The sequence below is a fragment of the Amycolatopsis sp. CB00013 genome (assembly GCF_001905755.1).
GTDB classification, from domain to species: domain Bacteria; phylum Actinomycetota; class Actinomycetes; order Mycobacteriales; family Pseudonocardiaceae; genus Amycolatopsis; species Amycolatopsis japonica.
This window is the reverse complement of sequence record NZ_LIWC01000003.1, coordinates 1096973-1116626: the sequence shown is the minus strand read 5'-3', so window position 1 is coordinate 1116626 and position 19654 is coordinate 1096973. Positions and strand designations below refer to the sequence as shown.

Here is a 19654-nt window from a genome sequence, read left to right as displayed (position 1 = left end):
CGAGGAGCCCGCCAGCCACCAAGGCGACGGGCCTCTCGTCATGCCCGAAACCCCCGATTCAGCGACCAGGCCGGCACCCGAACCCGAATGTCCATGCACAGCCCCATCCGTCTCCAACGGACGATCGTGACCGGACCGATCACGCACGACTGTGTGGATTTCAGGTCATCCAACGCCCCGAAATCCACACAGTCCGTCGCCATCGGCCCGATCACGACCCTGACTTACGACCGGTCGACCGCCTCCGCGACAAAGATCTCCGTCTCGAGGAAGACCCGCCACTGCGCCGGGGATTCGCTCTGCAGGGCACGATAGGCGGCGGCCTGGACCTGGCTGCCGGGCCTCGCCCTGGTCCAGATCTCGCGCACCAAAGGCTCTTCCTGGAGGTACCTGGCATATCCGGCGTCGATACCGACGACGGCGGCGGCGCGCACCTTGATGCCGTCCACTTTGTCCTTCGCCGCGGCCTCGAAGATGCCGGTGTCGATGAAGGTCCGCCACTGCTCCGGCGTCCGGCTGTGGAACGCCCGGTTCCACACCTCGGAGTCCCGGGGCGCCAGGTCACGGGACCAGATCTGCTGCACGAAATACTCGTCCGTCAGCTGAGCGGCCAGTGCCGGATCCATGCCGACGACGGCGGCCGCCTTCACCCGGGCGTCGCGAAGCTTCTTTTCCGCGGCTTCCTTTTCGGCCGCGTCCACGTCACGCTGGTGTTCGACGAAGATGCCGCGGACGATGAAGTCCTTCTGCTCCGCCGGGGTTCCGCCGAAGGCCCTGCCCGCCCCTGCCTTCACGAACGAACCGCTCGCGGCCCGTTCCCACAACGCGAAGACGAAGTTCTTGTCGTCATAAGCCAGCAAGATCGTGGTCAACTCGAAGCCGAGCAGCGTGGCGGCGGGCTGCCGCTCCGCGCGCCGGGCCTGGTAGAGCGTTTCCCGGTCCAGGTCCCGCTGGTGCGCCTCGTAGATCCCGGTCGTGAGGAACAACGAAGTCCAGCCGCCGTTGTAGGCGTCGAGCGCCGCGTACTGGACCTCCCGCGCGATCTCGCCACGCTGCCGGGCGGCCCGGTAGATCTCGAAGACGAAGTCACGTTCTTCGATCCGCAGCAGTTCCGGGGTCACGGTGAGCCCGACGACCGCGGCGGCCTTGGTGCGGACCTCGGACGAAGTCACGACCGAAGCCCCGGCCGGAGCGGCGGTCGCCACCGCGGGGGCGGCGACTCCGGCCGCCACGGCGAGAACCGCGAGGGAAGAGGCCAGGAAAACACGAACTCTGAAATCAACCATAAGGTGAGGTTGTCGATTTAGTTCTGCTCGCCGTCGTGGTCGAGCACGGGGGATCCCACTCAGCGTGACAACCCGGCATCCCCCAGCCACCGGGGATATAGCCCCAAGATCAACGATCGTTACCGATCACGGCGACATTGCTCCGAACGCGGGCTAACGCTCCCCCCGAATGGTCCGCCGCAGCTTCGGCACCCGCTCGTGCAACGTCCGCTCCGCCCCGCGCTGCGTCGGCTCGTAGTAGTCCCGCCCCACCAGCTCGTCCGGCGGATACTGTTGCGCCAGAACACCTTCCGGCACGTTGTGCGGATACCGGTAGCCCTTCGCGTTGCCGAGTTTCTCCGCGCCCGCGTAATGTCCGTCGCGCAGATGCGGCGGCACCGTCCCGATCCGCCCGGACCGGACATCGCTCAGCGCGGCGTCGATGCCGGTGATGACGGCGTTCGACTTCGGCGCCGTCGCCAGGTGCACGGTCGCCTGCGCCAGCGCGAGACGGCCTTCCGGCATACCGATGAACTGCACGGCGTGCGCAGCCGCGACGGCCGATTGCAGTGCCGTCGGGTCGGCCATGCCGATGTCCTCGCTCGCGTGCACGACCAGGCGCCGGGCCAGGAACCGCGGGTCCTCCCCCGCCTCGATCATCCGCGCCAGATAGTGCAACGCGGCGTCCACGTCCGACCCTCGGATCGATTTGATGAACGCGCTGATGACGTCGTAATGCTGGTCACCGTCGCGGTCGTAACGCACCGCCGCCTTGTCCACTGTGGACTCGACGATGGCGAGATCGATCGTCTTGGCCTCGGTCGCGCTCGCCGCGTCGGCGGCCGCTTCCAGCGCGGTGAGCGCGCGCCGCGCGTCGCCGGAGGCCAGCCGCACCAGATGGTCTCGCGCGTCCTCGGTCAGGGTGAGTTCGCCGCCGAGACCGCGTTCGTCGGCCAGCGCGCGCTCGATCAGCGCGACGATGTCGGCGTCGGTCAGCGGCCGCAACTGCAGCACCAAAGACCGCGACAGCAGCGGCGAGACCACCGAGAACGACGGGTTCTCCGTGGTGGCGGCCACCAGCAGCACCGTCCGGTCCTCCACCGCGCCGAGCAGGGCGTCCTGCTGGGTCTTGGAGAACCGGTGAACCTCGTCGATGAACAGTACCGTGTTCTCGGCGTTGTAGTTCCGGCGGCGGCGCGCTTCTTCGATGACCCCGCGCACTTCCTTCACCCCGGCCGACAGCGCAGACATCGCCACGAACCTGCGACCGGTCGCGGCGGAGACGAGGTTCGCCAGGGTGGTCTTGCCGGTACCCGGCGGGCCGTAGAGCAGCACGGAAGCGGGGGCCGCGCCTTCGACGAGCCGCCGCAGCGGCGCACCCTCACGCAGCAGGTGCTGCTGGCCGACGACCTCGTCGAGCGACCGCGGCCGCATCCGCACCGCCAGCGGCGAGCCCGCCGGTACGGCGACCTCCCTCGGCTCGGCCGGCTCCGGCGGCGGACCGAGGTCGGGGTTCACGGTGAAGAGTTCGTCCTGTGCCACGGTGTCGACGGTAGCCGTACCCACCGACGGTTCCGGCCACAGGTCAGCGCAGCCGCTCCCGGAACGCCTGCCACATGATCACGGCCGCGTACGGCACGAACTCACGCCCCCGCCGCCACACCCACGGGATGCCCTTGAGCACCAGCCAGCCGACGTGCCCGGCGGTACTCGGCTCCACGCCTCCCGAGCAGGTCAGGCTCACCGGCCGCGGCACCGCGAACCCGGCCTCGGCGAGCCGTTCGGTGAACCCGGTCGCCAGCATCCGGTGCCCGAGTTCCGACGGGTGCAGCCGGTCGACGCTCCACGCGGTGAGATCGTAGGCGCCGGGCAGCAGTTCGAGGTCGAGACACGGCACGCCCTCGCGCTCGACGACCCCGTCGATGGCGGCGTTCAGCTCGGCCACCCGCTCGCTCAACGCGCGCCGCAGCGACTGTGGGAGGCGGAACACCTTCCCGTGGTCGTGGTAGCGCACCGGGACCACGACGGTGCCGACGGCGGCCAGCGAACGGATCACCTCAGTGAGGTCCGCGGCGATCTTCTCGGCGCTGAAATCGGGGCGCAGCGTGTCGTTCATGCCCGCCACCACCAGCGCGACGTCCGGCCGATGCGCGACGGCTTCCGGCAGCTGCTCGGTCAGCACGCAGCCCATGCGCGCCCCGGTGAACGACGGGTTCAGGTAGCCGTCCGGCTCGACGCCGAGCGCGTCGGCGACGAGCGGGCCGACCCCGCGCCAGCCACCTCGGCCCGGCAGCGGGTCGCCCAGGCCCACGGCCGTGGAATCGCCGAGCACGACCAGTCTGCGAGCGGACCGCGGGACCGCCGGTGCGGGAGGAAGAAGGGGTTCGGGACTCGGAGTGACTTCGACACTGATCACGGTCACGGTAGCCACCATCGGCCACGCAGACTCACCCGTGGTGATGCCTGGGTAACGCGGCGAGGACGGTCGAGCGAAAAGTCCGTGCGGCGGTCACCGGAACGCGGGATAGAACGCGAGATCGGCGTGCGGCCCGAGCCGGGCGCCGAGGGCCGCGGCGACCCTGGTGGCGTGCTCGGAGATATGCGTCAGCCGCGCGCGCAGCGAGTGTTTGGCCAGCTCACGCCACCAGGTGACGAGCGCGGCCTCCCGGCTGATCGGCGTCGCGTGCCGGTCCAGGTCCAGCTCCGGGAGGATCTCCCAGGTGAGGACCCACAACAGGAGCAGCTGACCGTCCATCAGGTGTTCGGCCAGCGCCTCCTCGTCCGCGAGCCCGGGCCAGACCGAGACGACCTCGGACCGCCAGGCCGCGATCATCGCCTCGCTCATACCCGGCGGCAGGGCCAGCGCGTCCGCGCTCGACGCGAACGGGAGCCGCAGGTACGCCACGTCCATCAGGGTGCTGCGCACCCGGCCGCGTTCGAAGTCGAGGAACCGCACTCCGCCGCTGGTCACGAGGTTGTTGTCCGGGCTGAGATCGACGGGGCTGAACGCGCGGTACGACGGCGCGCCCGCCCGCTCGGCGACCTCCATGACCCGCTGTTGCACCGGCTCCGGCGTCTCGACGTCGAGCAGTTCCTCCAGCAGGCCCGGCAGTTGCGCGCAGACCGCGGGCAGCGGCGCGTCCTCGTTCTTGACCGGGCCGCCCAGACGGCGCAGCAGCGCGTTGAAATCGGGCTCACGGCTCGCCGTGGTCGCGTGCAACCTGCCCAGCGACCGGGCCCAGGACAGCAAGGCACGTTCGGCACCGCGGGCGTCACGGGCGTGGAGCTTGTCGTGCAACGTCGGGACGCCGCCGAGGTCTTCGATCACCAGGACACGGTCCCGGCCGTCGTGCGCCAGCAGCTCCGGGCACATCCGGTCCTCCGGCGCGAGCGCGGTGAACAGCTGGTAGCTGACCGCCTCCTGCGCGAACGGATCGGGCCGTCCCGGTTCGGGTGGATCGGGGTAGTGCTTGATGACCAGGGTGCGCGGCAGCGCGAACGGCGACGACGCCACCCGCGCCCGCACGACCGTGGCCGGGCCGCTGCCGGCGAGGTCTTCGGGGGCGACGAGGGTGATCGCGCTGCCGAATCGGCGCGTGAGGACCGACTCGCCGGCGGCGACCGCGGCCGCCACGGCGAGGGTTTCGGCTCCAGCTCCGACGGTCGAATCGTCGGCAGAGGAGGTATCGACTGTCATTGCCACCGACCCTACTCGTGACTGAGCAACCATGACCACTGAGATCCGGGCAATCGCGCGCACTGGCGCGATCGAGGACTCATCCGCGTGAAAGCGGACGTTCCGTCACCCTCGATCGTTGCCCACGACGGCGCAATGTCAGCACAATGGCCGCAGCTGCAACGATTCCGATGAGATTGACCAGCAGCTGACCGGCCGAATAAAGGCACCGTTCCCACTGACCGGCAACGGCCGCGACCACCGCGTAACCGGCGGCGGGCACCGTCGTCACCGAGATGAAGACGCCCACGAGCGCGGCGGATTTGGCCGACGTCATGGAAAGCATGCCCGCGGCGCCGGCGAGGAGCGCGACGATCAGCGACGCGATTCCCACCTGGTAAACGAAATCGACCTCGTGGTTGTCCGCGAGCTTGCTGACCTCGAGCACGCCGGTGGCGTTGCCGACCAGCACGACGCCGAGGGTGATCACCATGGCGATCGGGAACCCGCCGAGCAGCGCGACCCCGCCCTGCCGCACGAGATCGCCGCGGCGCAGCACCAGGCCGACCGCCATCGCGGCCAGCGGCCCGAATTCCGGCCCCACGACCATGGCGCCGACGATGGTGACGGCCGAGTTCGTGATGACACCGACCGCCGCCAGCAGGCACGCGATGGTCAGGAATGCCTGAAATGTCCAGGTGAGCCGGGACTCCTCGCCGGAACGGCCGACGAGTTCCTGCCACACCACCGCGTCGGCGCCTTCGCCCGGCGCGGCCTCCTCGGCCTTGTCGGCGGCGTCGGACACCGCGGTGTCCAGCGCTTCCAACGTGATGCCGCCGGTGTGGTCGAGGTCGAGCCCGCACAGCGACTCGATGATCTCGTCGGCCGCCTCACGGGCGATGTCCGCCTCGATCAGGTCGCCCTCGGGCGCGACCGCCACCCCGTGATGTACCACGAGGTGCGCGGTCCCGGTGTGTGCCCGCAGGATCCGGATCGCTTCGTCGGTCCGGTCCGGCGGGCACACGGCCCTGAGGTGGAGCATCAGTTCTTGACGGGCGGCGCGGGCTTGGCGTCGATGCCCGCCTCCTTGCGCTGCTCCGCGGTGATCGGCGCGGGAGCGGCGGTCAGCGGGTCGAACCCGCCACCGGTCTTCGGGAACGCGATCACGTCACGCAGCGACTCGGCCTTGGCCAGCAGCATGACGATCCGGTCCCAGCCGAACGCGATCCCGCCGTGCGGCGGCGGGCCGAAGGCGAAGGCGTCAAGCAGGAAGCCGAACTTCTCCTGCGCCTCCTCCTCGGACAGGCCCATCAGCTCGAAGACCTGCTTCTGCAGCTCCTGCTGGTGGATACGGATCGAGCCGCCGCCGATCTCGTTGCCGTTGCAGACGATGTCGTAGGCGTAGGCCAGCGCGTTGCCGGGGTCGTCGGCGAGTTTGCCGATCCACTCCGGGGTCGGCGAGGTGAAGGCGTGGTGCAGTGCCTTCCACTTGCCGCCGCCGACGGCGACGTCGTCGGACTCCTCGGCCGAGATGAACATCGGGAAGTCGACGACCCAGACGAACGACCAGGCGTTCTCGTCGATCAGGCCGAGACGGCTGCCGATCTCCAGCCGGGTGGCGCCCAGCAGCGCACGCGCGTCGGCGGGCTTGCCGGCGGCGAAGAAGACGCAGTCGCCGGGCTTGGCGCCGACGGCCTCGGCGACCGTCTCGCGTTCCTTCTCCGACAGGTTCTTCGCGACCGGCCCGCCGAGCGTGCCGTCCTCGTTGACCAGGATGTAGGCGAGCCCGCGGTGGCCGCGCTGCTTGGCGAAGTCCTGCCAGGCGTCGAGGGTGCGGCGCGGCTGGTCGGCCCCGCCCGCCATCACGACGGCGCCGACGTACGGCGCCTGGAACACGCGGAACGGGGTGTCGGCGAAGAACGCCGTCATGTCGGTGAGTTCGAGGTCGAAGCGCAGGTCCGGCTTGTCCGAGCCGTACTTCTCCATCGCCTCGGCGTAGCTGATGCGCCGGAACGGCCGGGGGATCTCGGCGCCGATCAGCTTCCACAGCGCCGTCACGATGTCCTCGCCGAGCGCGATGACGTCGTCCTGCTCGACGAAGCTCATCTCGATGTCGAGCTGGGTGAACTCCGGCTGCCGGTCGGCGCGGAAGTCCTCGTCCCGGTAGCAGCGCGCGATCTGGTAGTACCGCTCGAGGCCGCCGACCATGAGCAGCTGCTTGAACAGCTGCGGCGACTGCGGGAGCGCGTACCAGGAGCCGGGCTTGAGGCGGGCCGGGACGACGAAGTCGCGGGCGCCCTCGGGGGTGGAGCGGGTCATGGTCGGGGTCTCGACCTCGACGAACTCCTGGGCGTGCAGCACCTCGCGGGCGGCGCGGTTGACCTCGCTGCGCAGGCGCATCGCGGCCGCGGGACCGCTGCGGCGCAGGTCGAGGTAGCGGTGCTTGAGGCGCACCTCTTCGCCGACGTCGACGCGGTCGTCGATCGGGAACGGCAGCACGGCGGCCTCGGACAGCACCTCGAGCTCGGTGACCAGCACCTCGATCTCGCCGGTGGGGATCTCGGCGTTGGCGTTGCCCTCCGGGCGCTTCGAGACCTCGCCGACGATGCGGACGCAGTACTCGGAGCGCAACTGGTGGGCACGCTCGGCCATCTCGCCCTCGCGGAAGACGACCTGGCTCACGCCGCTGGCGTCGCGCAGATCGATGAAGATGACGCCGCCGTGATCGCGCCGCCGGGCCACCCATCCGGTGAGGGTGACCGTCTGACCGGCGTGCTCGGCACGCAAGGTGCCGGCTTTGTGGGTGCGAAGCACTGCGGGTGCTCTCCTTCGGCATCACGATTCTGCGATTCGACGGCCTATCGCCGACGACTCGACAGGCTATCGAAAGACCCCGAATGCCTCGCGACCAGGTACAAACCCGACGGTTCCTCAGATCGTCGGCCAGGCCTCCAGCGCGGCGACCATCCGCCGCGTATGCGCCAGATAGCCGGGCACGGACAGGACCCGGCCGTCGATGTTCTCCAGCAGCCAGCCCGAGGCCGCCTCCTGCGACGCGAAGAACTCCGTGCAGACCAGCGCCTCGACGTAGTCCTGGCCGAGGGAGAGGTCGATCCCGGACAGACGTGACGCGGCGACCACGGCGTGCGGCGGGTCGACGCTCAAGACCCTCTCGCGGGTGAAGTGGACACGGACGCGTGCTCCGGTCGCCGGGCAGACCGCGTCCGCGTGCACGGGTTCACCGGTGGCGACGGCCAGGAGGAACAGGTCGACCCGGTACCGGTCGGAGCCCGCCCGTCCGGCCGGGCGCGAACCCCGGTCCATCACGACCAGCCCGTCGCGGATGACGAAGCCCATCAGGTCCATCAAACGGTGGGCTTCGGCAGGGTCCATGCCGACGGTGGCGGCGAGTCTTCCGATGGCGATGGGGTGTCTGCCCGCTCTGGTCAGCTTGGTCGCGGCCCAGGCGATGCGGACAGCGGCGGTGCGATCAGTACGGGTGGTCAACAGGCACCTCCTCGCCTTCGTCCCCTTGAGATTAGGCACGAAAGGGATTTCCGCCAAGCCACTGCGCCGAACGGCCGAATCCGTTGTGCGGTAAGACTTTCGGCCACCCGAGGCGAAAGTGGCGCTACAGCAGTTTGAGCTGCTCAGCCGGAGGCACCACCGCCTCCCCCGCCCGCTGCACGGGCATCGTCACCTGCATCCGTTCCCCGTCGTCCGCACGGGAACCGAAGCCGTGACGGCGCAACAACGGACCGACCCTGGCGCCGAGCCGCTCCCGATAGGACTTCGGGAGATACGCGCCGCGCGAGTACAGCTCGCGGTATTTCGGCACCAGCTCCGGATGTTCCCGGCCGAGCCAGCGCGCGAACCATTCCCGCGCGCCCGGCCGCAGGTGCAACGGAAGGACGGTGACCCGCGTGGCGCCCGCCTCGGCCAGCCGCGAGAACAGGGCGTCGAGCGCGGCCACCGAGTCGGTCAGGTACGGCAGCACGGGGGCGACGAGCACCGAACACGGCAACCCGGCGTCGCGCGCCTTGCGGATCAGGTCGAGCCTCGCCCGCGGGCTCGGCGTCCCCGGCTCCAGACGATGCTGGAGCTCCTCGTCCAGCAGCGCGAGCGAGATCGCCAGCCCGGCGGGCACATCCTTCGACACCGATTCCAGCAACGGGAGATCCCTCGCCAGCACGGTGCCCTTGGTCAGGATCGACAGCGGCGTGCCCGAATCGGCCAGCGCGGTGATGATGCGCGGCATCAGCTTGTACCGGCCTTCGGCGCGTTGGTAGGGATCGGTGTTCGTGCCCATCGCGACGTGCTCGCGTGTCCAGCTCGGCCGCCGCAGCTGCGCGGCCAGCACCTCGGGTGCGTTGACCTTCACGATCACCTGCGTGTCGAAATCGCGTCCGGCGTCGAAGTCGAGGTACGTGTGGGTGTTCCTGGCGAAACAGTTGTGCGTGACCATGCCGTCGGCGATGAAGTCGCCGGTGCCGGTGGTGATGTCGAACAACGGCAACTCGATGCCCAGTGGCTCGATGGACGTCACCTTCCGTCTCGTCCGGCCGATGGGGAGGCCGTCGAGCGATCGTTTCCAGCCGACGGCGGGGTCGGCGAGATGGAAGAACCGCACCTCCTCCGAAGGCCCGCCGAGGATCTGCACCGTCCACAGCGGACGGAACTTGGCGTTTTCACTTCTGACGTAACGGAAGCCGAAGTTCCCCAGCGCGGAACAGAAGGTCGAGACGATGTCCTGTTCGTCATGGGTGACGCGCAACGCGCCATGCCGGTAGCTCCCGGCGAGATCGAACAACCCGGCCAGGAATCCGCGCAGCCAATGGGAATCCGGCGACGGGGGCACCTGCACGAAACCGACCGACGCACCGAAATCCGGCAGGTAGCGAAGCGCGCGGTCCGCGGCGTCCTTCTCGGCCGAGAACCCGCCGGAGCGCAACATCCCGCACAGGTATCCGGCGCGGTAGCCCAGGGTGTCGTCCGGGGTGCGCGCGAGCCGCCCGACGCCGACGAGTTCGGTGCCGCCGACCAGATGCGGCCGCTGCGCCGCGCCGAACCGGGTGCCGGTGACGTGTTTCCAGCCGCGACCGGTCAGGAACCGGTGATCGCCACTGGCCACGATGGACGTTCCGTCGTCGAGGGACAGGCGGTACGCCGGTTTCAGCGTCGACCAGTGCGCGAGGACCTTCGTCGGCACCAGACGGCGCCCCGCGCCACGCCCGCGCGTCCCGTAGATCGCGTCGCCGGGAGCCAGTTCCGCGAGCGGCTTCGTCCGGCCGTCGACCATCAGGACCGGCGTGCCGCCCTCGAGGCAGTACGTACACGCGTGAGAACAACCACGGTACGGGTTCACCGTCCATCCGAACGGGACACCCGAGCCCTCGGGCACCTTGTTCAGCACGGATTTGGCGTGCACCTCGTGAAAGGTGACGCCGTCGAACTCGGGCGTGCGCACCGAACGCAGCAGCCCGTCCAATCCGGGCAGTACCGGCTCGCCGCCGTCCGCCCGCTGTCGATCCCATCGCACCCCGCCAGTCGAACACATGTTCTAGACAGGTGTCAAACGTATGTTCGAACGAGGGTGAAGCGGGTCTCAGGCCGGAAAAACCGGGCTGAGGTCCATCGGTGATTGCAGGTGGAGGTTCGAGGGCCAGTAGCGGCCCACCATCCGGTGATAGACGCCCTCCGGATCACTTCCGTCGAGATAGGCCCACGGCCGCTGGTAGAACCGGTCCCTGGTGCCGAGCAGATGCAGGAAGGCCCGCTCGGCGTTGCCGCCGCAGGCGAACGCGGCCGCGAAGTAGTGGTGCGCCTGCAGACCACGCGGGTGCGGCTTCTCCTCGGCGAGCCAGCGGTCCGACGCGGCCATCAGCGTCGCCTGCATACGCTCACTGGAAAAGTAGAGCTTCTCGAATTCGTCGAGGCGGTCGTCGTCCAGCTGCCTCGACGCCATCAGGTAGACCTCGAAGCAGGCGGCGGGCTGGATCGCGGTCAGCGGGTCGCCTGGCGGCGCGGCGCGCGCGGTTTCGAGGGCGAACGTCAGCATTTCCTGCTCGGTGCCGCCCCACTTCGGTGCCAGCGTCTGAAGCCGGATCATATGCGCGGAGAAATGAGCAGGGCTCCGCCGGACGGCTTCCCGCCACACCTCGTCCCGTTGGTCGCGGGGCGCGCTGAGGACGAGCGCCGCGGACATCAGATTGACCCAGGGCGTCGAGTCGTCCGGCATCAGTTCGGCGGCGCGGTGCAGCGGACCGATCGCTTTGGCGCCGATCTGATGCACCATCTTGAAGCGTTCCTGGCCGACGCCTTCGGCCCAGCCGGTGCCGCGGATCGCCATCGCCTCGTCGAGATACGTCGCGCCAGCCATCAGCCACAGCTCCGGCTCGTCCTGCTGCCGGGCGAGTTCCGCGATCTCGTCGGCGTGCCCGACCAGGCCCTTCGACAGTTGATCCAGCCGCAGGCCGCGGGTCTCGGCGTCCTCGCGAGATTCAGCCAGTACGGTTCGCGCTGCGCGAAGGTCACCTTCGCGCAGCCCATCGAGCGCCGCGTCGAGCGCGAGGTCGTCGTAACAGTGATCGAGGATCAGCGTGCGACGTTCGGGCTCGGGCCGCGGCGCACGTCTGCCGAAGAGCTTCACCACAACACCCTATCGGGCGAAAATCTCGCCCTGTCAGAGCTTCGTGATCTCGTCGGCCACGTATCCGGCGGGCTGGATCAACCCCGCGCACCGGCTCTCCCCGCGCGGCGCCGCCGAACGCCGCCGCACCGTCACCGAGTAGAAGTCCTCGCCGCCGCGTACGGTCACGACCCGCGCGTCGGATTCGAGCAGCGGCTCCTCCTGGACGGCGAGCACGTCGTCCAGGCCGGGGAGATCCAGCCGCCGCCGGAGCGCGATCTCCGCGAACTGCGCCCACGCCGTCCGGGCGGACGTCCGGCCGCGAAGCTGCTCCGGTTCGACCTGACCGCGCAGCGCGGCCTTGGCGACCAGCCCCGCTTCGGCCGGGTTGAGCTGGCCGTGCAGGAAACCGTCGGGGACCACCAGCAGGTTGCCCGCCCAGCGATCGCCGCCGACGTGGCTGACCTCCCAGGACCGGCCGGGATGGTTGGTGTTGAGCGCCGAGGCCAGCGGGCGGCCGAGCACCGCGCAGCACATGTCCTTGGTGCCGTGAGTGCAGACGAGGAACAGCGGCCCGTCCACGCGGGTGCCGAGCCCACCGGCGCCTTCCGCGACGGCTTCGAGGTCCAGCGTGGCCAGTTCGCCCAGGTCGTGGATTTCGAGGCGTTCCAGCCAGCGGTTGCCCGGCTCGCCTCCGCCGACGTACACGGAACGGGGGCGATCCGGGTCACGCTGATGTTTGCCGGGACGGCGGATGAGCAGCGGACGGAGCCCGTGCGACCGTCTCAAGTTCTCGAGCAGCTCACGCCGCTCGGCGGGGAAGGCCTCGTCGAGGACGTTTTCCAGCGCGTCCGCGGGCCAGGGGCCCGGCTGTTCGATGAGCAGCCAGCACCGCATGTCCGCCGCGGTGCCGGCGGGGCTCGCCCCGAGCATGCGCGCGACGGTCGCGCAGCCCGGCAACGCGGCGGGCGGCGCTTCCGTGTCCGAGAGCTGAGCGGTCATCGGCTGACCCCTCCGGACCTCACCTTAGGCATGCCTTAGCTTACCCCGTCCGGGCTCCCTTCACACTTCTCGCCTCCTGTGACCTTCAGCCGATCGAGAGCAATCCCTGCGTGGTGAGCTCGCCGAGGAAGGCCCGCACCGTCCCCCGATCGAGTTCGGACAGCTCGGCGAGTCGCTTGACCGCCTGCGGCGAGCCGTCGAGCAGCGCCTTCAGCAGCGGGGTCGCGGCGCTCGCGAAGACGAACCGCTTCCCGTCCGCGAGCAGGGTCACCCGGCCGTCACCTTCTTCGAGCACCGCCCTCGGGACGAGGAACCGGACCTCGGTCTCGTCGCCGTCCGGCAACAGGCCGGGGGTCGCCGCCCAGGGCAGGCCGACGCGCGGATGCGCCGGGGCCGCCGAGTCGCGTTCGGCGAGGAATCTGTCGACGACGTCGGTGGTCAGCGCGGCTTCCAGTTCCGCGCGCAGGGCCGCGGCGCGGGCCGCGCGCTCCCCGGCCGTCCCGAACCGCGGGAGGTCCTGCCGGAACGCGGTGCTCGCCCGCAGCTTGTCGGCGAGCCACGAGACGAGGTCGATCCCCGTCGCCGGGCTGAAGCCGAGCGTGAGATGCAGCGACATCTCCCCCACCGCGGTGACGTCGTGCCAATGCCCGCGCGGGACGTAGAGGACGTCGCCGTCTTCGAGGACGAAGTCGTCGATCGGCTCCCCCGGCCGCTCGGGCTGCTCGACGTCGCGATGCAGCGGGGCGGGCCTGGTCGGGCCGTGCATCCGCCAGCGTTTGCGGCCGGCGACCTGGATGATGAACGCGTCGTGGTCGTCCCAGTGCACGTCGAAACCGTGGGTCACGCCCCAGCCGGCGTACAGGTTGACCTGGACGCTCTCGCGGAGGTCGTGTTCGAGGCTCCTGGCGAGATCGCCGATCGGGTCGCTGAGTTCCTGGATGGCGTCGAGCACCATCGTCGCGCCGCCGCGGAGATGCTCCGTGAAGGGAGCGGCCTGCAGGCGGGGGACGGTGCCACTGCGGCGGGTGGGGACGAGATCGGTGTAGCTCTCCATGGGCACCGGGGTGCCATCGAGCGCGAGGCGCAACCGCGGGAACTCCAGGCGGTGCTGCCGGAGGATCGCGTTCAGCGCCGGCCATGGCAGCAGGTCGGCGAACCGGCCCGCGCGGCCTTCGAAACGGCGGTAGGTCTCGCCCTGGACGTCTTGGAAGAACTGGCTGACCCCGAGCGGAGCCACGAGGTCAGCCAGCGTCGGCGTTTCGGGCACTCAGCCGTCGTTGCCGTCGTTGTCGGCGGCCGCGCCGTTGGCCTTCCCGCGGTCGACCGCGGTCGGGATCTTCTCGACCTCCAGCAGCAAACCGCTGTCGGGAGCCTGCGTACCTGACTGTTCCTGTGCCATCCTGCCACCTTTTTCTAGACGAGCGGACGGACCGAAAATCGGCCTGGAGCGCCGCCAAGCCTACGACACGTTTCGGGAAAATTCACTGTCCAGCAGGGAAAAACGGCCTTGTGAGCGATCTTCGACACCGTGGCGCCGGTTCACCCGGACAGCGGTTCTAAGCTGGCATTCATGGCTGAACCGGCATCCGTCCCCCGCCCGCGATGGGACGCGTTCGCGGCCATCGGAGCGGGTGGCGCGCTCGGCAGTCTCGCCCGCTACGGCCTCTCCGTCGCGATCCCCCACTCCCCCGGCCGGTTCCCGCTTTCCACCTTTGCCACCAACGTTTCCGGCTGTCTGCTGATCGGTGTCCTGATGGCGCTGCTGACCGCGGCTAAGAAACCGCACAGACTGCTACGGCCGTTCCTCGGGGTCGGGATCCTGGGCGGCTACACCACGTTTTCGACCTATGCGACGGACACACTCGATCTTGTGACGGCGGGACGTCCGTTCACCGGGTTGGCGTACGCGTTCGCCACGGTGGCCGCCGCACTGGTAGCCGTCTACGCCGGACACGAGATCACCCGCGCGGTGCGGAAATGACCGTTCTGTTGGTCGCGCTCGGCGGCGGCCTCGGCGCGATCCTGCGATTCCTGACCGACCGGCGCGTCCAGGCCTGGCGGAAATCCGCGTTCCCGTGGGGCACGCTCACGGTGAACGTCGTCGGCTCGGCGATCCTCGGCGTGCTGACCGGCTGGGCACTGCACGGCGGGCAGCCGGACGCGGTCCGCGCACTGCTGGCCGTCGGTTTCTGCGGCGGGCTCACGACGTTCTCGACGTTCGGGTACGAAACCCTGCTGCTGTTCACCGGAAAGCGGCGAGCACGCGCCGTGCTGTACGTCGGCGTCACGATGGCCGCCGGGATCGGCGCCGCGGCGATCGGGCTCCTGATCGCGTCCGCGATCTGGCGCTGACTCAGTCTTCGGGCGCCATCCGCCACGCGGCCGCGGCGATCGCCTCACGCTGTTCGGCCGGGAGGTCGGCGGCCATCTCCTCCAGCTTCGCGACGACGCCTTCGTGGGCGGCGTTCGCGAGCCGGAGCCCTTCTTCGGTCAGCGTGATCTTCAGCGCGCGGCGGTCGCCGGAATCCGCGACCCGCTCGACGAGCGCGCGCCGCTGCACGCGGTCCACCAGACCGGTGACGCTGGACTTCTCGAGATTCAGCATCTTGCCGAGGTCGGTCATCCCGACCCCCGACTCCCCCTGTGCCAGCACGCAGAGCAGCTGCGCCTGCTGCGGCGTGAGGTCGTGAGACCGGCCGACGTCGATGAAAGCCCGCTGCACGAGATGCGAAAGCCGCACCAGCGCGGTCGCGAATCCGAGGTCTTCGGCCGTGGTCATGACCGAAGTCTACTTGACGATCGTTCGGAGTACGAACTACTGTAGTTCGCAGTACCAACATTACGCACTACGAACTAGGGGATCTCATGACCACGACCGTGGCCGTCATCGGCGGGGGATACGGCGGCACGACCGTCGCCAAGGAGCTGGACTCGTTCGCCGACGTCGTGCTCGTCGAGCCGCGCGAGGACTTCGTCCACCACGTCGCCGCGTTGCGCGGGCTCGTCGATCCCGAGTGGACGGATCGGCTCTTCTACCCGTACGCCGGGCTTCTCGAGCGAGGACGGGTGCTGCGCGACCGCGCGGTGAGCGTGGACCAGGGCGGCGTCACGCTCGCGTCGGGTGAGCGGCTCGTGCCGGACTTCGTCGTGCTGGCGACCGGTTCGGCGTACCCGTTCCCGGCGAAGATCGATTTCCACGACAGCGCTTCGGCGAAGGCGAAGATCCGCGCCACCCGGGAGGAACTCGCGGGAGCGGGGAAGGTGCTGCTGCTCGGCGCGGGCCCGGTGGGCCTCGAACTGGCGGGCGAGATCAAGGCGGTGTGGCCGGAGAAGACGGTGACGATCGTCGACCCGGCGAAGGAGATCCTGGCCGGTTTCCCGGACGAGTTCCGCGCCGAGATCCGCCGTCAGCTCGACGATCTGGGCATCGAACTCCTGCTCGGCACTTCACTGACCGAGGCCCCCGTCTCGGAACCGGGGCAGGCCAAGACGTTCACCTCGGGACTCACCGGCGGTGGCGAGGTGACCGCCGACCTGTGGTTCCAGTGCTACGGCGGCGCGCCGCACACCGCGTACCTCGACGGCGAACTGGCCGCCGCGCGGCAGGCGAACGGGCAGGTCGAGGTGACGTCCGAACTGCGTCTGCCGGGGCAGCCCCGCGTGTTCGCGCTCGGCGACATCACCGCGCTGCCGGAGGGGAAGCTGGCGAAGGTGGCCGGTGACCACGCGGAGGTCGTCGTGGCCAACATCCGGGCGCTGATCGAAGGCGGCGAACTGCGCACGCACACACCGGGCGGGCCGATGATCTCGTTGCCGCTCGGGCCTTCCGGGGGCGCGACCTACGCCGAGGAGGTCGGCGTCCTGGACGCGGCGACGACGTCGGAGATCAAGGGGGCGCACATGATGGCGTCGCGGTACGACGAGCTGTTCAACGTCGCCTGAGCCGTCCCCGGATGTCATGAAAGGGTCGTTCAGGACAAAAGATGTCCTGAACGACCCTTTCATGACACGCGTCAGCGCGGAGCGAGACCCCGCACGTGCGCGAACGGGTCCTCACCCGTCGGCAGCAACGCGATGATCGGCGTCGTCAACCCGTTGTCCACATAGGACTGCACCTGCTCGCGGCAGGATTCGAGGCTGCCGTGGACGATCAGGTCGTCGACGACCTCGTCCGGGATGACCTGGTTCGCCTTCTGCCGGTCGCCCGCCGCCCACGCCTCGTGCATCGGCGCGAGCGCCTCACCGCGGCCGAGCCATTCGTGGAACGCGGCGTACACCGGCACGGTCAGGTAGCTCGAAATGAGCATCCGGCCGAGCCCGCGAGCGGCGTTCTTGTCTTCGGTGGGGCAGACGAAGATCCGCGCCGCCAGTTCGACGTCCGGCCCGATTTCCGCGCGCACCTTCGGCACGTCGGAGGCGGCGAGCCAGTTGGTGATGGCGCCGTCGGCCTCCTTCGCCGCCAGCCGCAGCATGCCCGGCCGCAGCGCGGCGAGCATGATCGACGGCGGCGGGTCGGCGGGCCGCTCCAGCCGGAACTTGCTGACGGAGAACGACTCGTACTGCTCGGTGACCTTCTCCCCCGCCAGCGCGGAACGCAGGAACCGCAGGGTGTCCCGCGAGCGCGCGAACGGCGCCTCGAACTCGGCGGCGTTCCAGTTCTTCACGATCACCGGCGACGACGCGCCGATGCCGAGCACGAACCGGCCGGGCGCCAGTTCCGCGACGGTCGCCGCGCTCATCGCCAGCAGCCCGGGCCCGCGCGTGTACACCGGCACGATCGCGGTGCCCAGCCGCAACTGCGGCGCCCACTGCGAAGCCAGCACCAGCGGCGTGAAGGCGTCGTGGCCCGCCGTCTCGGCCGACCACGCGTCGGTGTAGCCGAGATCCGGCAGTTCCCGCACCATCTCCTCGTGCGCCGCGAGCGGCACCCCGGTCAGCGGAATGGTGATGCCCCACCGTTTCATGCGTTCTCCTCGCTCTTGACCGCGGCACCGGACAGCTCACGCACGATCCAGTCCACCTGCGTGCGCATCAGGTTCTCCGCGACCTCTTCGGCCTGCGGCGTCATATGCGTCGCGCCGGCCAGCGGCAGGAACACGTGCGCGCGTCCCTTGGCCAGCAAGGCCGACGACAGGCGCAACGAGTGGGCGACGAAAACGTTGTCGTCGGCCAGCCCGTGCACGATCAGCAGCGCCCGCGAGAGGTCACCGGCGCCGGCGATCAGCGAGTTGTGCTCGTACGAAGCCGTTTCTTCCTGCGGCAGCCCGAGATAGCGCTCGGTGTAGTGCGTGTCGTACAGCGACCAGTCGGTCACCGGGGCGCCCGCGACACCGGCGTGGAAGACGTCGGGCCGCCGCAGCACGGCCAGCGCGGACAGGTAACCGCCGTAGGACCAGCCGCGGATCGCGACCCGTTCCAGGTCCAGTTCCGGATGGAGCGCGGCCGCCGCGTGCAGCGCGTCGACCTGGTCGGCGAGGGTGACGTCGGCGAGTTTGCCCGCGATCTCCTTCTCCCAGGCCGAACCCCGGCCGGGTGTCCCGCGCCCGTCGGCGACCAGCACCGCGAAACCCTGGTCCGCCAGCCACTGCGGGGTCAGGAACGCGTTGCGGGTCTGCAGGACACGCTGGGCGTGCGGGCCGCCGTACGGGTCGAGCAGCACCGGGAGCTTGCCCTCGCTCTCCTCGTACCCGGTCGGCAGCACCAGCGCGGCGCGCAGGCCCCGCTCCCCCAGCGTCAGCCAGGTCAGGTTCGGCACGACGTCGGGGTCGACGGTGTAGGAACCGATCCGTGCCACCGTCTTCTCGCCGGACACCACGGTCACCACCGGGCCGCTGCGCTCCAGGCTCCACGACGAGAGCACGGTCAGCGAAGCGTTGCCGGAACCGACGTGCACACCGTCCTCAGTGGACAGACGACGGAGCTCGCCGCCCTCGGTGCGGAAGACGTGGATCTGCGTCGGGTCGGCCTCCGAGGCACTGAACAGCACCTCGTCGCCGACGTGCAGGATCGAGCGCACCTGCAGTCCCGGCGGGGTGACGGCCACGCCGTCCACGACCAGCCGGTGGTCGCCGTCGGCGGCGCTCTCGCGCACCAGACGGCCGTCGGCGGTCCACGCCGGGACACCCGCGGCGAGCTCGACCCAGTGCTCGTCGGTTTCGGTGTGCAGCACCTCGACGGAACCGGTCGCCGGATCGACCGCCTGGATCTGGAGTTCCCGCTGGTCACGCGACTGGACCGACAGCAACGGCCTGCCCGCGGCGGACCAGTGCACCGCGGCCAGGTACTCCCAATCGGTCTTCTCGACGTCGACGCGGGAGCCGTCGAGGCCGAGGATCGCCAGCGTCACGTCCGCGTTCGTGGTGCCCGCGGCCGGATACGCGACGACGTTGGCCGCCGACTGCGGGTTGGCCGGGTCGGCGATCGTCCAGCGCGGCACGGCCGCCCGGTCGGACCGCTCGGCGAGCAGGCTCTTCCCGTCCGGCGACCACCAGTAGCCGCGGGTGCGGCCCATCTCCTCGGCCGCGATGAACTCCGCGAGCCCCCAGGCGATGTCGTCGCCCGCCTCCTCCACGAGCACGCGGTCCTCGCCGGTCGCCCGGTCGATCACCCGAAGGCGCCGGTCGCGGACGTAGGCGACGTGCGTGCCGTCCGGGCTGGGCCGCGGGTCGACGACCGAACCGTCGACCAGGACCGCGACCTCGCCGGTCGCCAGGTCGAGGGTGTGGAGCTTGCCCGAGAGCGAGAACGCGGCGACGGTGAAGGCGTCGTCGACCGCGTAGCCGACCACGCCGCCGCCGGTCTCCCGGCTGCGCTCGCGGCGGGCACGCTCCTCCGGCGGCAGGTCCTCTTCACCGGGCAGCAGCTCGGCCGCGTCGACCAGCTTCGTCTCCTCGCCCGACGCGACGTCGAACGACCACAGGCTGTGCCGCGGGTCGGTCCCGGACTCGGTCCGCAGGAACAGGATGCGGGAGCCGTCCGGGGCGACCTTGAACTCTTTGGGCGCGCCGAGGGTGAAGCGCTGGGTGCGGGCCTGGCGACGGAGGAACGGGAGATCTTCGAGGCTGTTGTCGGTCACGTCCGCAC

18 protein-coding genes are annotated in these 19654 nt (G+C 69.9%); 3 read left to right on the top strand and 15 right to left on the bottom strand.

The features are described 5' to 3' along the window. Positions 1 to 224 precede the first annotated feature (224 nt). From AMK34_RS24830 to AMK34_RS43775, 12 genes are all read right to left on the bottom strand, one after another. Positions 225 to 1286, bottom strand: a complete 1062-nt coding sequence (locus AMK34_RS24830) for a hypothetical protein (RefSeq protein ID WP_241832842.1) — start codon at positions 1284 to 1286, stop codon at positions 225 to 227. Positions 1287 to 1439: 153 nt separating this feature from the next. After that, positions 1440 to 2807: a replication-associated recombination protein A gene (locus tag AMK34_RS24825; protein WP_073847181.1), complete on the bottom strand. Its 1368-nt coding sequence runs from the start codon at positions 2805 to 2807 to the stop codon at positions 1440 to 1442. A 43-nt stretch (positions 2808 to 2850) separates the two neighbouring features. After that, on the bottom strand, positions 2851 to 3699 hold the full coding sequence (locus tag AMK34_RS24820) for an SGNH/GDSL hydrolase family protein (RefSeq protein WP_073846943.1): 849 nt from the start codon (positions 3697 to 3699) through the stop codon (positions 2851 to 2853). Positions 3700 to 3774: 75 nt separating this feature from the next. Continuing rightward, positions 3775 to 4962, bottom strand: a complete 1188-nt coding sequence (locus AMK34_RS24815) for a phosphotransferase (RefSeq protein ID WP_073846942.1) — start codon at positions 4960 to 4962, stop codon at positions 3775 to 3777. 79 nt (positions 4963 to 5041) lie between these two features. After that, positions 5042 to 5983, bottom strand: a complete 942-nt coding sequence (locus AMK34_RS24810; protein WP_038515661.1) for a DUF389 domain-containing protein — start codon at positions 5981 to 5983, stop codon at positions 5042 to 5044. Then, the gene (gene aspS / locus AMK34_RS24805) at positions 5983 to 7755 is read right to left on the bottom strand and encodes an aspartate--tRNA ligase (RefSeq protein WP_073846941.1); all 1773 of its coding nucleotides are present in this window, start codon (positions 7753 to 7755) and stop codon (positions 5983 to 5985) included. Before aspS ends, AMK34_RS24810 begins: the two co-directional genes overlap by 1 nt. A 117-nt stretch (positions 7756 to 7872) precedes the next feature. Next, positions 7873 to 8448, bottom strand: a complete 576-nt coding sequence (merB, locus tag AMK34_RS24800; RefSeq protein ID WP_073846940.1) for an organomercurial lyase — start codon at positions 8446 to 8448, stop codon at positions 7873 to 7875. A gap of 124 nt (positions 8449 to 8572) precedes the next feature. Next, positions 8573 to 10480 carry an intein-containing Rv2578c family radical SAM protein gene (locus AMK34_RS24795; RefSeq protein ID WP_198941732.1) on the bottom strand — a complete coding sequence of 636 codons (1908 nt, stop codon included), beginning with the start codon at positions 10478 to 10480 and terminating at the stop codon, positions 8573 to 8575. 66 nt (positions 10481 to 10546) lie between these two features. Continuing rightward, positions 10547 to 11590: a hypothetical protein gene (locus AMK34_RS24790; protein ID WP_143202572.1), complete on the bottom strand. Its 1044-nt coding sequence runs from the start codon at positions 11588 to 11590 to the stop codon at positions 10547 to 10549. Between the two features lie 33 nt (positions 11591 to 11623). Further along, positions 11624 to 12571 (bottom strand): sucrase ferredoxin, encoded by a 948-nt coding sequence (locus AMK34_RS24785; RefSeq protein ID WP_038515666.1) that lies wholly within the window; start codon positions 12569 to 12571, stop codon positions 11624 to 11626. Between the two features lie 85 nt (positions 12572 to 12656). Next, positions 12657 to 13838, bottom strand: a complete 1182-nt coding sequence (locus tag AMK34_RS24780) for a cupin domain-containing protein (RefSeq protein WP_073846939.1) — start codon at positions 13836 to 13838, stop codon at positions 12657 to 12659. Further along, positions 13839 to 13970 (bottom strand): hypothetical protein, encoded by a 132-nt coding sequence (locus AMK34_RS43775; RefSeq protein ID WP_005157133.1) that lies wholly within the window; start codon positions 13968 to 13970, stop codon positions 13839 to 13841. Positions 13971 to 14141: 171 nt separating this feature from the next. Between AMK34_RS43775 and crcB (AMK34_RS24775) the strand changes: the two genes are divergently transcribed. Both crcB (AMK34_RS24775) and crcB (AMK34_RS24770) read left to right on the top strand, forming a co-directional pair. After that, positions 14142 to 14552 (top strand): fluoride efflux transporter CrcB, encoded by a 411-nt coding sequence (crcB, locus tag AMK34_RS24775; RefSeq protein ID WP_073846938.1) that lies wholly within the window; start codon positions 14142 to 14144, stop codon positions 14550 to 14552. Then, the gene (crcB, locus tag AMK34_RS24770) at positions 14549 to 14923 is read left to right on the top strand and encodes a fluoride efflux transporter CrcB (protein ID WP_073846937.1); all 375 of its coding nucleotides are present in this window, start codon (positions 14549 to 14551) and stop codon (positions 14921 to 14923) included. The genes crcB (AMK34_RS24775) and crcB (AMK34_RS24770) overlap by 4 nt, the downstream gene beginning before the upstream one ends. A 1-nt stretch (position 14924) precedes the next feature. Here crcB (AMK34_RS24770) and AMK34_RS24765 read toward each other — a convergent pair whose 3' ends face one another. Further along, on the bottom strand, positions 14925 to 15350 hold the full coding sequence (locus AMK34_RS24765; RefSeq protein WP_073846936.1) for a MarR family winged helix-turn-helix transcriptional regulator: 426 nt from the start codon (positions 15348 to 15350) through the stop codon (positions 14925 to 14927). Positions 15351 to 15436: 86 nt separating this feature from the next. On the opposite strand from AMK34_RS24765, the gene AMK34_RS24760 reads away from it, so the two are divergent. Next, positions 15437 to 16513 carry an NAD(P)/FAD-dependent oxidoreductase gene (locus AMK34_RS24760; protein ID WP_073846935.1) on the top strand — a complete coding sequence of 359 codons (1077 nt, stop codon included), beginning with the start codon at positions 15437 to 15439 and terminating at the stop codon, positions 16511 to 16513. Positions 16514 to 16584: 71 nt separating this feature from the next. Here the strand turns inward: AMK34_RS24760 and AMK34_RS24755 are convergent, their stop codons facing one another. Together AMK34_RS24755 and AMK34_RS24750 are read right to left on the bottom strand one after the other, a co-directional pair. Next, on the bottom strand, positions 16585 to 17535 hold the full coding sequence (locus tag AMK34_RS24755) for an LLM class F420-dependent oxidoreductase (RefSeq protein WP_073846934.1): 951 nt from the start codon (positions 17533 to 17535) through the stop codon (positions 16585 to 16587). Next, complete coding sequence (locus AMK34_RS24750; protein WP_073846933.1) at positions 17532 to 19646, bottom strand: S9 family peptidase; 2115 nt, start codon at positions 19644 to 19646, stop codon at positions 17532 to 17534. Before AMK34_RS24750 ends, AMK34_RS24755 begins: the two co-directional genes overlap by 4 nt. Between the last annotated feature and the right edge of the window lie 8 nt (positions 19647 to 19654).

Coding starts and splice junctions, on each gene's coding strand:
- AMK34_RS24830 (WP_241832842.1), bottom strand. CDS start 1,286: ATGGTTGATTTCAGAGTTCGTGTTTTCCTGGCCTCTTCCCTCGCGGTT.
- AMK34_RS24765 (WP_073846936.1), bottom strand. CDS start 15,350: ATGACCACGGCCGAAGACCTCGGATTCGCGACCGCGCTGGTGCGGCTT.
- AMK34_RS24810 (WP_038515661.1), bottom strand. CDS start 5,983: ATGCTCCACCTCAGGGCCGTGTGCCCGCCGGACCGGACCGACGAAGCG.
- AMK34_RS24815 (WP_073846942.1), bottom strand. CDS start 4,962: ATGACAGTCGATACCTCCTCTGCCGACGATTCGACCGTCGGAGCTGGA.
- crcB (WP_073846937.1), top strand. CDS start 14,549: ATGACCGTTCTGTTGGTCGCGCTCGGCGGCGGCCTCGGCGCGATCCTG.
- AMK34_RS24760 (WP_073846935.1), top strand. CDS start 15,437: ATGACCACGACCGTGGCCGTCATCGGCGGGGGATACGGCGGCACGACC.
- crcB (WP_073846938.1), top strand. CDS start 14,142: ATGGCTGAACCGGCATCCGTCCCCCGCCCGCGATGGGACGCGTTCGCG.
- AMK34_RS24820 (WP_073846943.1), bottom strand. CDS start 3,699: ATGGTGGCTACCGTGACCGTGATCAGTGTCGAAGTCACTCCGAGTCCC.
- AMK34_RS24785 (WP_038515666.1), bottom strand. CDS start 12,571: ATGACCGCTCAGCTCTCGGACACGGAAGCGCCGCCCGCCGCGTTGCCG.
- AMK34_RS24755 (WP_073846934.1), bottom strand. CDS start 17,535: ATGAAACGGTGGGGCATCACCATTCCGCTGACCGGGGTGCCGCTCGCG.
- AMK34_RS43775 (WP_005157133.1), bottom strand. CDS start 13,970: ATGGCACAGGAACAGTCAGGTACGCAGGCTCCCGACAGCGGTTTGCTG.